Annotated in this window: 11 protein-coding genes; 6 read left to right on the top strand and 5 right to left on the bottom strand. The window is 61.4% G+C overall.

The window, feature by feature from the left end; genetic code table 11:
• Nucleotides 1-48: 48 nt before the first annotated feature.
• The 5 genes from AC0Z5Z_RS23825 to tadA all read left to right on the top strand — a co-directional run bounded on the left by AC0Z5Z_RS23825 (nt 49) and on the right by tadA (nt 6,137).
• Complete coding sequence (locus tag AC0Z5Z_RS23825) at nt 49-1,272, top strand: maltoporin (protein WP_150741874.1); 1,224 nt, start codon at nt 49-51, stop codon at nt 1,270-1,272.
• A gap of 50 nt (nt 1,273-1,322) precedes the next feature.
• Nucleotides 1,323-3,851, top strand: a complete 2,529-nt coding sequence (gene ptsP / locus AC0Z5Z_RS23820; RefSeq protein ID WP_485611731.1) for a phosphoenolpyruvate--protein phosphotransferase — start codon at nt 1,323-1,325, stop codon at nt 3,849-3,851.
• Nucleotides 3,852-3,853: 2 nt separating this feature from the next.
• Nucleotides 3,854-4,144 carry a PTS sugar transporter subunit IIB gene (locus tag AC0Z5Z_RS23815; protein ID WP_485611730.1) on the top strand — a complete coding sequence of 97 codons (291 nt, stop codon included), beginning with the start codon at nt 3,854-3,856 and terminating at the stop codon, nt 4,142-4,144.
• Between the two features lie 116 nt (nt 4,145-4,260).
• Nucleotides 4,261-5,637: a multicopper oxidase family protein gene (locus AC0Z5Z_RS23810; RefSeq protein ID WP_041479914.1), complete on the top strand. Its 1,377-nt coding sequence runs from the start codon at nt 4,261-4,263 to the stop codon at nt 5,635-5,637.
• Nucleotides 5,637-6,137 (top strand): tRNA adenosine(34) deaminase TadA, encoded by a 501-nt coding sequence (gene tadA / locus AC0Z5Z_RS23805; RefSeq protein WP_125925672.1) that lies wholly within the window; start codon nt 5,637-5,639, stop codon nt 6,135-6,137. Before AC0Z5Z_RS23810 ends, tadA begins: the two co-directional genes overlap by 1 nt.
• Nucleotides 6,138-6,303: 166 nt before the next feature.
• Here the strand turns inward: tadA and cmoB are convergent, their stop codons facing one another.
• The 4 genes from cmoB to lon form a co-directional block, all read right to left on the bottom strand.
• Nucleotides 6,304-7,260, bottom strand: coding sequence for a tRNA 5-methoxyuridine(34)/uridine 5-oxyacetic acid(34) synthase CmoB (gene cmoB / locus AC0Z5Z_RS23800; RefSeq protein ID WP_095181720.1), 957 nt, complete (start codon nt 7,258-7,260; stop codon nt 6,304-6,306).
• The gene (gene cmoA / locus AC0Z5Z_RS23795) at nt 7,257-8,000 is read right to left on the bottom strand and encodes a carboxy-S-adenosyl-L-methionine synthase CmoA (protein WP_315435910.1); all 744 of its coding nucleotides are present in this window, start codon (nt 7,998-8,000) and stop codon (nt 7,257-7,259) included. Before cmoA ends, cmoB begins: the two co-directional genes overlap by 4 nt.
• A gap of 195 nt (nt 8,001-8,195) precedes the next feature.
• A complete protein-coding gene (locus tag AC0Z5Z_RS23790; protein WP_024014192.1) occupies nt 8,196-8,588 on the bottom strand; it encodes a protease inhibitor I42 family protein in 393 nt (130 codons plus the stop codon).
• A 216-nt stretch (nt 8,589-8,804) separates the two neighbouring features.
• Nucleotides 8,805-11,219: an endopeptidase La gene (gene lon, locus AC0Z5Z_RS23785; protein WP_041479909.1), complete on the bottom strand. Its 2,415-nt coding sequence runs from the start codon at nt 11,217-11,219 to the stop codon at nt 8,805-8,807.
• 396 nt (nt 11,220-11,615) lie between these two features.
• Here lon and AC0Z5Z_RS23780 point away from each other — a divergent pair, with 396 nt between their 5' ends.
• Nucleotides 11,616-11,804: a hypothetical protein gene (locus AC0Z5Z_RS23780; RefSeq protein WP_041479908.1), complete on the top strand. Its 189-nt coding sequence runs from the start codon at nt 11,616-11,618 to the stop codon at nt 11,802-11,804.
• A gap of 205 nt (nt 11,805-12,009) precedes the next feature.
• Here AC0Z5Z_RS23780 and AC0Z5Z_RS23775 read toward each other — a convergent pair whose 3' ends face one another.
• A complete protein-coding gene (locus AC0Z5Z_RS23775; protein ID WP_095181723.1) occupies nt 12,010-14,421 on the bottom strand; it encodes a glucose/quinate/shikimate family membrane-bound PQQ-dependent dehydrogenase in 2,412 nt (803 codons plus the stop codon).
• Nucleotides 14,422-14,633: the final 212 nt, after the last annotated feature.

The raw sequence follows: 14,633 nt of genomic DNA, 5'->3' as shown, positions 1-14,633 counted from the left end.
GCGCGCTGAATTCCTGCAACCACACAATAAAAACAACGGGTGGCATATATGAGAGCAACCATAAATTACAGTCTGGCAGTCGCGGGGATTTGTCTGGCAATGCCCACGTCATCACAGGCGCTGGAGTTCGGCGGCTATCTGCGCAGCGGTGTCGGAACCTCGGTCAACAGCAGCAGCCAGTCGTGTTTCCAGTTGCCCGGCGCGCAGACCAAATATCGCCTCGGTAACGAGTGCGAGCAGTACGGTGAGCTCGAGCTGCGCCAGGATCTGTACACCCTCGAAGACGGCTCGGTGCTGAGCGTCGACGGCATGGCATCGCTGTACAACCGTTACGACCGTAGCCTGACGTTCAAGGAAGACAACGGCTCGATTCGCCTGCCCCAGGCTTACGCGCAATGGTCGGCGATGCCCGCGCTCAACGGCGGCTCGCTGTGGGCCGGTCGGCGCTACTACAAACGTAACGACATCCATATTTCCGATTTCTATTACTGGAACCAGAGCGCCACCGGTGCAGGCATTGAAGACGTGTTGCTCGGTGGCCTGAAATACAGCTACGCCTTTTCGCGCAAGGACAACCTTTATCAGAAGGATTACATCAACCGCCACGACTTCAATGTCGGCGGTTTCAACAGTAACCCGGGCGGTGAACTTGAGTTCGGCCTGAGTTACATCGACAAGCCCGACAGCCGCGACGCCCACCGTGGCTGGGCGATTACCACTCAGCACGTGCAGCAGGACTTCCTCGGCGGCAAGAACAAACTGGCGCTGCAATACGGCGAAGGGCCGGGCACCGGATTGGGCTATACCGGTAACGTCAGGCTTGATGACCGCAACAAGAGTTATCGGATCGTCGAGTTCTTCGACTGGCAACTGACGCCACGTTTTGGCGGACAATTCCAAGCGGTGTATCAGAAAGATATTCGTCAGGGCGGCGCCGATCAGAACTGGCTGTCACTCGGTGTGCGTCCGGCCTATGCACTGAGCGAGCAGTTCAAACTGGTGACCGAACTGGGTCACGATCAGGTCGAGGCGGCGGACGGCACGCGCAAGCTGAGCAAGTTCACCTTTGCACCGACCTGGTCACCGAAAGGCCCGGAATTCTGGGCGCGGCCCGAGGTGCGTCTGTATTACACCTATGCCAGCTGGAACCAGGCAGCCAAGCGTGCCGCCAACCTGTTGGCCAAAGGTTCGGCGCTGTCCGACACCGGCGCCTTCGGCAACGCACGGCACGGGGCCAATGTCGGGCTGCAGGTTGAATACTGGTGGAAATAAGCAAAGCGGCTGCGACCGCTCACTCAATCAATACACGCTCAGGTGATGTCATGGCCACACCCCAACAATTGCAGCTGCTGGCTCCTTTATCCGGCGTGCTGATGGCGCTGGACCAGGTGCCCGACCCGGTGTTTGCCGGGCGGATCATCGGCGACGGTTTGTGCATCGACCCGACTTCGTCAACGCTCTGCGCACCGCTTGCAGGTGTGGTCAGCGACGTGCAGGCCAGCGGGCATGCGCTCACCATCACCAGTGATGCGGGTGTTCAGGTGTTGATGCATATCGGCCTGGACACGGTGAATCTCGCCGGCGAAGGATTCACCCGCCGCGTTGACGCGGGGCAGCGGGTCGAAGCGGGGCAGGCGCTGATCGACTTCGATGCTGACTACATTGCCCTGCACGCGCGCAGTTTGTTGACTTTGATGCTGGTGGTCAGCGGCGAGCCGTTCGATTCACTCGTTGGCTCAACCGGGTTGGTCGAGGTGGGCCAGCCAGTGCTGGACGTCGTGGTCGGCGCAGCCGTTGGCGAACATCCAGCGTCGGTGCCGGGCGACGCGGTGTACTCGCAGCCGATCAACTTGCCCAATCCCAATGGCCTGCACGCGCGGCCGGCGGCAGTATTTGCCCAAGCGGCCAAAGCATTTTCAGCGACCATCCATCTGCACAAGCTGCAAGCCCAAGCCAACGGCAAATCCCTGGTGGCGATCATGGCGTTGCAAACGGCCCATGGCGACAGCGTGCAGGTCAGCGCCGAAGGTGAAGATGCCGAGGCAGCGGTCGCGGCGCTGACACGCTTGCTGAGCGAAGGCTGCGGTGAAGCGGTCACAGCGCCCGCGCCGGTCGAAGTCGATGCAGCAGAAATCCCGAACATCCTGCGCGGTGTCTGCGCCTCGCCCGGTTCGGCGTTGGGGCAAGTCATGCAGATTGTCGAAGCGTCGCTCATGGTCAACGAGTTCGGCGCCGAGCCGCCAGTTGAACTGGAGGCGTTGAGCCAAGCACTGATCGAAGCCGACATGGCCCTGCAACATCTGCGCGACACCGCCAGCGGCCAGGCGCAGGCGGAGATCTTCAAGGCGCATCAGGAACTGCTCGCCGACCCGAGCCTGCTGGATCAGGCCCGGGCGCTGATCGACGCGGGCAACAGCGCGGCGTTTGCCTGGAAGACCAGCACCGACGCAACGGCGGCGATGTTTCGCTCGCTGGGCAATGCCTTGCTGGCCGAGCGCGCGGCGGATCTGGATGATGTCGGCCAGCGCGTGCTGAAGCTGATCCTCGGTGTTCACGAGCAGATGCTGGAGTTGCCGGACGACACCATTCTGATCGCCGATCAGTTGACCCCATCCCAGACCGCCGGGCTCGATACGCGCAAAGTGCTCGGGTTTGCCACCGTCGGCGGTGGCGCCACCAGCCATGTCGCGATCCTCGCGCGAGCCTGCGGTTTACCGGCGATCTGCGGCATGCCGGCGCAAATGCTCGGGCTCGGCAACGGCACGCGGGTGCTGCTCGATGCCGATAAAGGCGAATTGCAGTTGCACCCGGACGCCGAGTCCATTGATCAATTGCGCACGCGGCATGAGCGCCAGCGCCAGCGTCATCAGCAGGAACTGGCGCAGGCCAGCGAGGCGGCCTGTACCCGTGACGGTCAGCACATCGAAGTCACCGCCAACGTTGCCTCGCAGGAAGAAACCGCCCAGGCCATGGAGCTGGGCGCGAATGGCGTGGGGCTGTTGCGTTCGGAATTTCTCTACCTGGGCCGTCAGCAGGCGCCGAGCCATGACGAACAGGTGGCCACTTATAGCGCCATCGCGCGCACCATCGGGCCGGCACACAATCTGGTGGTGCGCACCCTCGATGTCGGTGGCGACAAGCCGCTGGCCTACGTGCCGATGGACAGCGAAACCAATCCCTTCCTTGGTTTGCGCGGCATTCGTCTGTGCCTTGAGCGACCGCAACTGTTGCGCGAGCAGTTCCGCGCAATCCTCGCCTGCTGTGAGCTGACGCGTTTGCACATCATGTTGCCGATGGTCACGAATTTGGCCGAACTGCGTCTGGCGCGGCAGATTCTCGAGCAAGAAGCGCGGGTGCTGGGCCTGGCGCACCTGCCAAAGCTGGGAATCATGATCGAAGTGCCTGCCGCTGCGCTGATGGCCGATGTGCTGGCGCCGCACGTGGATTTTTTCTCCATCGGCACCAACGACCTCACCCAATACACCCTGGCCATGGACCGCGATCATCCGCGTCTGGCCAGTCAGGCGGACAGCTTTCATCCCTCGGTACTGCGCCTGATTGCCATGACGGTGAAGGCTGCGCATGCCCACGGCAAATGGGTCGGCGTCTGCGGCGCCATGGCGTCTGAACGCCTTGCGGTGCCGTTGCTGCTGGGGCTGGGTGTGGATGAGCTGTCGGTGAGCGTGCCGTTGATTCCGGCGATCAAGTCGGCGGTGCGCGAGGTGAATCTGGCCGACTGTCGAATCATCGCCGAACAGGTTTCGAATCTGGAAAGCGCCGGTGACGTGCGCGAAGCCTTGCAGCGGTTTCATGAGGCGAAAGTCGATGCCTCGCCGGTAATGGAGAATTGAACATGTTCGACAAATTGCAGCAGGCATTCTGGAAAGCACTGACGCCGGATCTGGTCCCGGATGAGGTGAAAGCCATCGCTGAACCGATTGCCGGCCTGAGCGCCGAGATTGTTGCGGCGCTGGGTGGTGTGGATAACCTCAAGTCGCAGCAACCGGTGGCGCTGACTCGGGTGCGCGTGGCGCTGCACGACGCGGCACGGGTCGACCGTCAGGCGTTGAGTATGGCCGGTGTGTCGGGCGTCATGTGCCTTGAGGGCGGCGTGCTGCACCTGATTACCGGGCTGCGCGTATAAGGCCGACAAGACGTGCGGCCGCAGGTCGCCCTTACTGTTTCTCAACTGCGGGTGTATCGTATTCGCCTTTTGCGGACCCTCGGGGTCTGTCGCTGATACGTGAGGTAGTTGAGTTCATGTCCTTTACCCGTCGCCAAATCCTCGGTGGCCTGGCCGGTCTTGTTGTCGTTGGCGTGGGCGCGGGAGGCGCGTCGCGTTACTGGCTGGGCAAGATGGCCGACGCCGAGGCCGGCCACGACTATGAACTGATCGCCGCGCCGCTGGATGTCGAGCTGGTGCCGGGCCACAAGACCGAAGCCTGGGCGTTCGGCCCGTCGGCGCCGGGCACCGAGTTGCGTGTGCGTCAGGGTGAATGGCTGCGGGTGCGCTTCATCAATCACTTGCCGGTGGCGACTACCATTCACTGGCACGGCATCCGTCTGCCGCTGGAAATGGACGGCGTGCCTTACGTGTCGCAACTGCCGGTGCTGCCGGGCGAATACTTCGACTACAAATTCCGTGTGCCGGACGCTGGCAGCTATTGGTATCACCCGCATGTCAGCAGCAGCGAAGAACTCGGACGTGGTCTGGTCGGGCCGCTGATCATCGAGGAACGCGAGCCGACCGGTTTCAAGTACGAGAAAACCCTGAGCCTGAAGAACTGGCATGTCGACGAGCAAGGCCAGTTCGTCGAGTTCAGCATCCCCCGCGAAGCGGCCCGTGGCGGTACCGCCGGGCGCTTGTCGACGATCAATGGTGTGCCGCTGCCGGTGATTGATCTGCCGGCCGGGCAGGTCACCCGGGTGCGTCTGCTTAATCTCGACAACACCCTGACCTATCGCATCAACATCCCCGGTGTCGAAGCGAAGATCTACGCGCTGGATGGTAACCCGGTCGAGCCGCGCCCGTTGGGCAAGGAATACTGGCTCGGCCCCGGCATGCGCATTTGCCTGGCGATCAAGGCGCCGGCGGCCGGTGAAGAGTTGTCGCTGCGCAACGGTCCGGTGCGTCTGGGTACGCTGCGTTCAGTCGCCAACACCGATGCGCCGACGGACTGGCCGAAAGCGCTGCCGGCCAACCCGGTGGCCGAGCCGGATCTGGCCAATGCCGAGAAACTCAACTTCAATTTCGAATGGGTCGGCTCGGTCTCGGTGAACACCGAAAACGGCAAACCGCCGAGCCTCTGGCAGATCAACGGCAAGGCCTGGGACATCACCGACAAGACCTGTGCTGACCGACCGATTGCCAGCCTGAAACTGGGCCAGAGCTATATTTTCGAATTGAAGAACATGACCCAGTACCAGCACCCGATCCACCTGCACGGCATGAGCTTCAAGGTGATCGCGTCGAACCGGCACAAAGTCGTGCCGTATTTCACCGACACCTATCTGCTGGGCAAGAACGAGCGTGCGCAAGTGGCGCTGGTGGCGGATAACCCGGGGGTGTGGATGTTCCACTGCCATGTCATCGACCACATGGAAACCGGCCTGATGGCCGCGATCGAGGTGAAGTGATGCGCCAGATCCGCCCGGCGGCGATCATCGACCGCAGCCGCGACCGCGACTTCATGCGCGAAGCCTTGACCCTCGCCGCGCAGGGCGCCGCCCTCGGTGAGGTGCCGGTGGGCGCGGTGCTGGTGCAGGATGGCGTGATCATCGGTCGCGGCTTCAATTGCCCGATCAGCACCAGCGACCCGAGTGCCCACGCCGAAATGGTCGCGATCCGCGCCGCCGCGCAGGCAGTGGATAACTATCGCCTGCCGGGCAGCACGCTGTATGTGACGCTGGAGCCTTGCAGCATGTGCGCCGGGCTGATCGTGCATTCGCGGGTGGCGCGGGTGGTGTACGGCGCGCTGGAACCCAAGGCCGGGATTGTGCAGAGTCAGGGGCAGTTTTTTACCCAGGGATTTTTGAATCACCGGGTGTTGTATGAGGGCGGGGTGTTGGCAGAAGAATGTGGTGCGGTGCTGACCGAGTTTTTCCGCGCCAGACGCACTAAAAGCCCCTCACCCTAACCCTCTCCCAGAGGGAGAGGGGACCGACCGAGTTGAATGGACCAAGTCCGCCGACCTGAAATACCGAGTCGGACTCAAGTTTTGAAAAGCTCAACAATCAGCTCCCTCTCCCTGGGGAGAGGGCTGGGGTGAGGGGTAGGCCCACCGCGGTCATGGGAAAATACGCTTACTTCCTGGCGACGATAACTGCCCGCATCGGCGCCGGCAGCCCTTCAATGGTTTTGCTGTGGTCCTCGGGATCAAGAAAATCACTCAGCGACTGATACTTCATCCACTCGGTCCCGCGCTGTTCCTCAACCGTGGTCGTGCTGACATCCACGCAACGAATATCGCTGAAACCCGCCCGTCGCAGCCACAATTCCAGCGCCGGCACCGACGGCAAAAACCACACGTTGCGCATCTGCGCGTAGCGATCTTCCGGCACCAGCACCTGATGCTTGTCGCCTTCGACCACGAGGGTTTCCAGCACCAGTTCGCCGCCCTTGACCAGGCAATCCTTCAGCGCCAGCAAATGCTCGATCGGCGAGCGACGGTGATAGAACACGCCCATGGAAAATACTGTGTCGAAGCCTTCCAGATTCGGCGGCAGGTCTTCGAACGGGAACGGCAGGTGCCAGGCATTCGGCTCGGACAAGTAACGCTGCACCGCCTGGAACTGGCAGAAGAACAGCCAGTTCGGGTCGACCCCGATCACGCTGTCGGCGCCGGCGCCGAGCATGCGCCACATGTAGTAGCCGTTGCCGCAGCCGACATCGAGGATGCGTTTGCCCTTCAGGTCGAGGTGCGGAGAGACCCGCGACCACTTCCAGTCCGAGCGCCATTCGGTGTCGACATGCACACCGAACAGATCGAACGGCCCTTTGCGCCACGGCGACAGGCCCATCAGCGCGGTGCGCATCTGTGCGCGAGTGTCGTCGTCGCAATCGGTGTCGAGTTTCAGGCCGTTGAGCAGGTCGACTTCGCTTGGCTGGATCTTCGGCAAGGCGTCCAGCGCACTTTGCCAGCGCTCCAGATCGCCGTGGCCTTTGTCCATTTTCTTGTCGAGTTGCGCTTGCAGCGTGTTGGCCCATTCGGCCAGCGGTGTACCGGCCAGACGCCGGGCGAGGGGGGACAGGTCAATCATGGCAAGGCAATCAACGAGGCAAAGTTAAGACACTGGAACCACGGCACGACTTTCGAGAACCCGGCGGCCAGCAGGCGTTCGCGGTGTTCTTCGAGGCTGTCGGGCTTCATGACGTTTTCGATGGCGCTGCGTTTCTGGGCGATTTCCAGTTCGCTGTAGCCGTTGGCGCGTTTGAACGCTACGTGCAGGTCGGTGAGCAGGGCGTGTTCTTCGGCATCGTTGAAGCGCAGCTTTTCCGAGAGAATCAGCGCGCCGCCGGGCAACAGTGACTGACGGATGCGCGAGAGCAATTCAGTGCGCTGATCCGGGGCGATGAATTGCAGGGTGAAGTTCAGCGCCACCACCGACGCGGGCTGAAACTCCAGCGCGAGGATATCGCCCTCGATCACCTCGACCGGCAGCAGTTCCTGGAACATCGAATCCTGACCGTTGAGGTATTCGCGACAGCGCTCGACCATCGCCGCCGAGTTATCCACAGCGATGACCCGGCAATCGTCGGTGCGCACATGGCGGCGCAGGGCTTGAGTCACTGCGCCGAGCGACGAGCCGAGGTCGTAGAGCACGCTGTTCGGCTGGGCGAACTGCGCCGCGAGCACGCCGAGGTTTTCGACGATGGTCGGGTAACCCGGCACCGAGCGCTTGATCATGTCCGGGAACACCCGCACCACGTCTTCATTGAAGGCGAAGTCAGGCACCTGGGCCAAAGGCTGGGCGAATAGGCGATCGGGTTCTTTGCTCACGGCGGCGTCCGGCGGTGTCGGTGGAAAAGGCCGGCATTTTAGCCAAAGTGGCGCGGGGATGCTTGGGTTGTCTGATAAAGCACCGAACCGGGTGTAATTCTCGCCGTCCGGGATATGGCTTTCGCGAGCAGGCTCGCTCCCACAGGGGGGGCGCGGTGATCTGTCGGAGCGAGCCTGCTCGCGAAGAAGCTGCAGTCAGTTCACCGAAATGGCGCAGTCGAAGGTCTCAACAGGCAGCACTTCCGGTGCCCACGGTTGTTGCGAGGTCAGGCGCAAACGTCCGGTGCCTGCTGCGAATGCCTGGAAGCGCCAGGTCGAAACCCCCGCTGCGCCAACCACGCCGGCATCTTCCGGATTGCTGTAAACCTCGGGGCTGAGGGCGCGCAACACGCCGCCAGCTGAATCCTGAATCGCCCAGCGGTAGCCGGTGGTCGGGTTGCTTGGCAGGCTGATGATCAGGTTTTGCCCGACGTTGAGCCGCACGGGACATTCGCTTTGTTTTTCCACAGTCACGTTGTGTTTCGGTTGCGTGGCGCAGGCCGCCAGCAAGGAAAGGGCGAGGGGGAGAAACAGGCGAGTGGGGGACATGAGATCAGCAGCTCCGGCGGTTACGACGAACGGCGAGCATAACTGAAGATGGGACAAAGTGTGACGGTCAGGGAGTTCCGTGTTGGCAGCACTGAAGCCATCGCTGGCAAGCCAGCTCCCACAGGTTTCTCGGTTGACCACAAGATTTGTGGGCACATTGAACATTGTGGGAGCTGGCTTGCCAGCGATAGCGGTACATCAGGCACTACATGATTGTCAGAAGAGCACCTTCGCCACGTCCGCAAACCGCTTGGCAAAGTGCACGGTTATCCCTTCCTTCAGATAATCCGGCAATTCCTCAAAGTTACCCCGGTTCGGTTCCGGCAGAATCAATTCGAAAATCTTCTGCCGGCGCGCTGCGATGACCTTTTCGCGCACGCCGCCGATCGGCAATACATGCCCGGTCAGGGTCAGTTCGCCAGTCATCGCCACGCCTTTTTTCGGCGGCTGATTACGTGCAAGCGAGAGCAGGGCGCTGGCCATGGTCACGCCGGCGCTCGGACCGTCCTTCGGCGTTGCGCCTTCCGGTACATGCAGGTGGACGAAGGCTTCGTCGAAGAACTTCGCATCACCACCAAATTGCTTGAGGTGCGAGCTGACGTAGCTGTAGGCGATCTCCGCCGATTCCTTCATCACATCGCCCAATTGCCCGGTGAGCTTGAAGCCCCGGTTAAGCGTATGAATCCGCGTGGCTTCGATCGGCAATGTCGCACCGCCCATGCTGGTCCAGGCCAGACCGGTAATCACCCCGGTGCCGGACAGCACTTGTTCGTTGCGGAACACCGGATGGCCCAGCGAGGCTTCAAGATCTTTCGGCCCGAGTTTGATCACCGCTTTCGGATCGTCGATCAGCTTCATCACCGCTTTGCGCACCAGTTTGCCCATCTGCTTTTCCAGCTGTCGCACGCCGGCTTCGCGGGCATAGCCATCGATCAGTGCTTTGAGCGCGCTGTCGCTGATGCTCAGGCTGCCTTTCGATACGCCGGCCTTTTCCAGCAGTTTCGGCCACAGGTGACGCTTGGCGATGGCGACTTTTTCTTCGGTGATGTAGCCGGACAGGCGAATCACTTCCATCCGGTCCAGCAACGGGCCGGGGATCGAATCGAGGGTGTTGGCGGTGCAGACGAACAGCACTTTCGACAGATCCATACGCAGGTCGAGGTAGTGGTCGAGGAATTCAACGTTCTGCTCAGGATCGAGGGTCTCCAGCAGCGCCGAGGCCGGGTCGCCCTGATAGCTCTGGCCCATCTTGTCGATCTCGTCGAGCATGATCACCGGGTTCATCACTTCGACGTCTTTCAACGCCTGCACCAGTTTGCCCGGTTGGGCGCCGATGTAGGTGCGGCGGTGGCCCTTGATTTCGGCTTCGTCGCGCATGCCGCCGACGCTGAAGCGGTAGAACGGCCGCCCGAGGGATTCGGCGATGGATTTGCCGACGCTGGTCTTACCCACGCCCGGTGGGCCGACCAGCAACACGATCGAGCCGCTGATCTCGCCTTTGTAAGCTCCAACGGCGAGGAATTCGAGGATGCGATCCTTGATGTCGTCCAGACCCGCATGGTGCTTGTCGAGGATTTTGCGTGCGTGCTTGAGGTCGAGTTTGTCCTCGCCGTACACGCCCCACGGCACCGATGTTGCCCAGTCCAGATAATTGCGCGTGACGGCGTATTCCGGCGAGCCGGTTTCGAGGATCGACAGTTTGTGGGTTTCTTCCTCGAGGCGCTTCTGCACTTGCGCCGGCAGGGTTTTGCCTTCGAGGCGCTGCTGGAACTGTTCGAGGTCGGCGCTGCGGTCGTCCTTGGTCAGGCCGAGTTCCTGCTGGATGACCTTGAGTTGCTCCTTGAGGAAGAACTCACGCTGATGCTCGCCGATCTTGCGGTTGACTTCGGCGGAAATTTCTTTCTGCAGGCGCGCGACTTCGACTTCCTTGCGCAGCATCGGCAGGACTTTTTCCATGCGCTTGAGCATCGGCACGCAGTCGAGCACTTCTTGCAGCTCGGGGCCGGTGGCGGAGGTCAGCGCGGCGGCGAAGTCGGTCAGCGGCGACGGGTCGTTGGGGCTGAAGCGGTTGAGGTAGTTCTTCAGCTCTTCGCTGTACAGCGGGTTGAGCGGCAACAATTCCTTGATCGCATTGATCAGCGCCATGCCGTAGGCCTTGACCTCGTCGGTCGGCTCGGTCGGCTGGTGCGGATATTCGACTTCGACCAGGTAAGGCGGGCGATGGTGCTTGAGCCAGGTCTTGATGCGCACGCGGCTCAGGCCCTGGGCGACGAATTGCAGTTTGCCGTTTTCGCGGCTGGCGTGGTGCACCTTGACCAGCGTGCCGTATTCGGGGAGGGCGCCGGTGTCGAAGTGGCGCGGGTCTTCCTGGGGCGTGTCCATGAAGAACAGGGCCAGGGAGTGGTGTTCGGATTTGCTGACCAGTTCGAGGGTTTCGGCCCACGGTTCTTCGTTGACAATGACCGGCAGGACCTGGGCCGGGAAGAACGGACGGTTGTGGATCGGGATGATGTAGACCTTGTCCGGCAGGTTTTGCCCGGGCAGCGCCAGGCCGGTGCCGGAGGAGGTGTGTTCGATGTGGTCGTTTTCGTAATCGTCGTGGTTGTCCGGGCGATCTTGCTGGTCGGTCATGGGGCACCTGCGCAATGGGGTATGGGGTCTTAGATGGGGCAGGGGTGGGGTGGTTTCAATGGGGCGGGTGTGTTTCTGCGTGTGTGTTCAGGTTTGCAAAGTTTTTGACCTTGTTAACCTTGGCGGCCGTTGGGCCGGTGGCAAGATCCTTCAGGTCGGCACGGATGCCTAGTGGAATCTAACAATGTCTGTGCATAACTAGCGAAAAACGCGAGTGTTGGTTAGCTTTAACTATTAAATGGAGTTTTGATGGATTCCGTTCGGCTTATTTCGAACTGGCCTTGAGTCCCTGTAATTTCTGACAGTAGACAACTGACTCAATCGGCCGAAGATTGCGGTTCAATCTCGAACGACAGAGAGGTGTTCGAGAATTTACCAACGTCAAGGAATCGAACCATGAGTCATACCGATACGAAATACAGGGATTTCATCATTCGCGAATATTCTTCCGACACGCCGGGTTTGCGTTTCCAGGTGATCTACAGCGAAACGGATAAGAGTTTGTTGCTGGAAACCCGCAAGCATGCCGAGCAACTGATCATCGATCGATTGCAACGGATGGCAAATGGAGGAAAAGCCTTTTGATTCTGTCGGGTCACGCTGACGACAAGCGTTCGAAGGTTGCGATCTTTTGATTTTTTCTTGAAAGCACCGAATTGCCCAAGGCGAAGTGGACAGACTTCATTGATGCCATACACCTTGGTGCGAATGGAGCATGTTGGGCACGCCTCCATGCAAAAAGGCGCCACCCCTCACAGGGTGGCGCCTTCTTTTTTACCGCCGCTACCGCTTATTCCGGCAGTTTGTACGCAATGATGTAGTCACCCATCTTGGTGCCCAGCGAGCCGTGACCGCCAACAACGAGCAGCACGTATTGCTTGCCGTCCTTGCCGGTGTAGGTCATCGGAGTCGCTTGGCCGCCTGCTGGCAGGCGCGATTTCCACAGTTCTTTACCGGTATTCACGTCATAAGCACGCAGGTACTGGTCAAGGGTGCCGCTGAGGAAGCCGACGCCGCCGGCGGTGACCATCGAACCGCCCATGCTCGGTACGCCGAGGGTGAAGCCGATCGGGATTGGCGAGCTGTCGCGGCTGGTGCCGTTCTTGCGTTTCCACACGACTTTGCCGGTGGTCAGGTCGATACCGGCGACGTAGCCCCAGGCCGGGGCCTGGCACGGTACGCCCAGTGGCGACATGAACGGGTGCATGATCACCGCGTATGGCGCGCCAGTGTTTGGCTGCACGCCCGAAGTTTCGCTCTCGCGCTTGCTGCCGGCTTCGACTTGCTCGCGTGGCACCATTTTCGAGACGAAGGCCATGTAGTTCGGGCTGGTGAACAGCAGTTGGCGAACCGGGTCGACCGAGACGCCGCCCCAGTTGAACACGCCGACGTTACCCGGATAGATCAGGCTGCCCTGTTCCGATGGCGGGGTGTACTGACCTTCGTAACGCAGTTCCTTGAACTGGATGCGGCACAGCATCTGGTCGAACGGGCTGGCGCCCCACATGGCTTTTTCGGTCAGTTCCGGGGCCAGCAGGTTGAGGTCCGAACGGGCCTGGGTCGGTGCGGTGTGGTCGCCTTTCACGGCGCCTTGCGGAACCGGGATTTCCTTGATCGGAATGATCGGCGTGCCGTCACGACGGTCGAGGACGTACAGGCTGCCCTGTTTGGTCGGGGCGATCAGCGCAGGTTTCACGCCGTCAGCGGTTTTCATGTCGAGCAGGGTTGGCTGGCTGCCCACGTCCATGTCCCACAGGTCGTGGTGGGTGAACTGGTAGTTCCAGCGCACTTTACCGGTGGCCAGGTCCAACGCGACGAGGCCGGCGCTGAATTTCTCGGCGCCCGGGGTGCGGTTGCCGCCCCATTGGTCAGGGGTCTGGTTGCCCAGTGGCAGGTAGACCATGCCGAGTTTTTCATCGACGCTGGCCAGCGACCACATGTTCGCCGAGTTGCGGCTGTAGGTTTCGCCCGGGGCCAATGGCTCGGTGGCGTCCGGCTTGTCGCTGTCCCAGTTCCACACCAGGTGCCCATCGCGCACGTCGAAGGCGCGGATCACGCCCGATGGCTCGTTGGTCGACTCGTTGTCGGTGACGTGACCGCCCATGATCACCAGATCACGGGTAATCGCTGCTGGCGAGGTGGAGTAGTAGCCGCCGGCGGTGAACGGGCCGATGCCTTGGGTCAGGTCGACCACGCCGTTGGTGCCGAAGCCTTCGCAGATCTTGCCGGTGTCGGCGTTCAGTGCGATCAGGCGGGCATCAGCAGTTGGCAGGTACAGGCGACGCGGGCAGGCCTGAGCAACGGCCTGGCCGGCTTCGGAGATAACAGCGGAACCGGCGTTTTCAGACTTGGCATAGGCGGCTTCGTCGTAGTACGACACGCCACGGCAGGTCATGTGGGCGAAGCCCTTGAAGCCGACCGGGCTCTTGATCTGTGGATCGAAGCGCCAGATTTCCTTGCCGGTGTCCGGGTCCAGTGCCAGCACTTTGCTGTGCGCGGTGCAGGCGTAGACCATGCCGTTGGCTTTGAGCGGGGTGTTTTCGTTGGTCAGCTCGACCGGGTCATCCGCAGTTGGCAGGTCGCCGGTCTGGATGCGCCAGGCTTCTTGCAGCTTGCCGACATTTTCCGGGGTGATCTGCTTGAGCGGCGAGTAGCGGTCACCGAACTCGGTGCGACCGTACGCTTGCCAGTCGCCATCCGGCATGGCCGGTGCGGTGCTGGTCATGTCGGCGGTGTCGCGGCCCAGTTCACCGAAGGTTTCGCCCGGGTGGGTGAAGAGGCTGGCCAGAGCGGTAACGCCGGCCAGGATCACAGCGACGGTCAGGCCGCCAGTGCCGATTTTCGCCGGGCCGTTGAGCAGCAGCGGACGACGGAACCACGGCAGCAGCATCACGAAACCGAGGACAAACCACAGCGCCAGACGCGGCACCAGTTGCCACCAGTCCAGACCGACTTCCCACAATGCCCATACCGTGCTGGCAAACAGCACGATGGCGTACAGGCCCAGTGCCGCGCGGCGGCGCATCAGCAGCAGAATGCCGCTCAGCGCGATGCCGATACCGGCCAGCAGATAGTAAAGCGAGCCGCCGAGCATGCTCAGCTTGACTCCCCCGGCCAGCATGGCCAGGCCCATCAGTAGAAGCAGGATGCCGAGCAGGCCCGGTAGCAGACGGCCCCGACTCGAAGCACTTTCGGTGCTCATAGTGTGATTCTCCGTGACGTTTATGTAGTCCCGCGCTGTAGTCACTTTAGATGACGATTTGGCGCAGGCATGGTTCAGATAAAAACTTGTTCGGCTAACGAAATGCATTCCTGTGGGAGCGAGCCTGCTCGCGAAAGCGGTGTATCAGGCAACACTGCAGCGACTGACAGGCCGCATTCGCGAGCAGGCTCGCTCCCACAGGGGCTAACTGT

This window comes from Pseudomonas sp. 1L-E-NC-VB-C3 (assembly GCF_057291535.1).
This window is presented reverse-complemented; position numbering and strand designations above follow the sequence as displayed.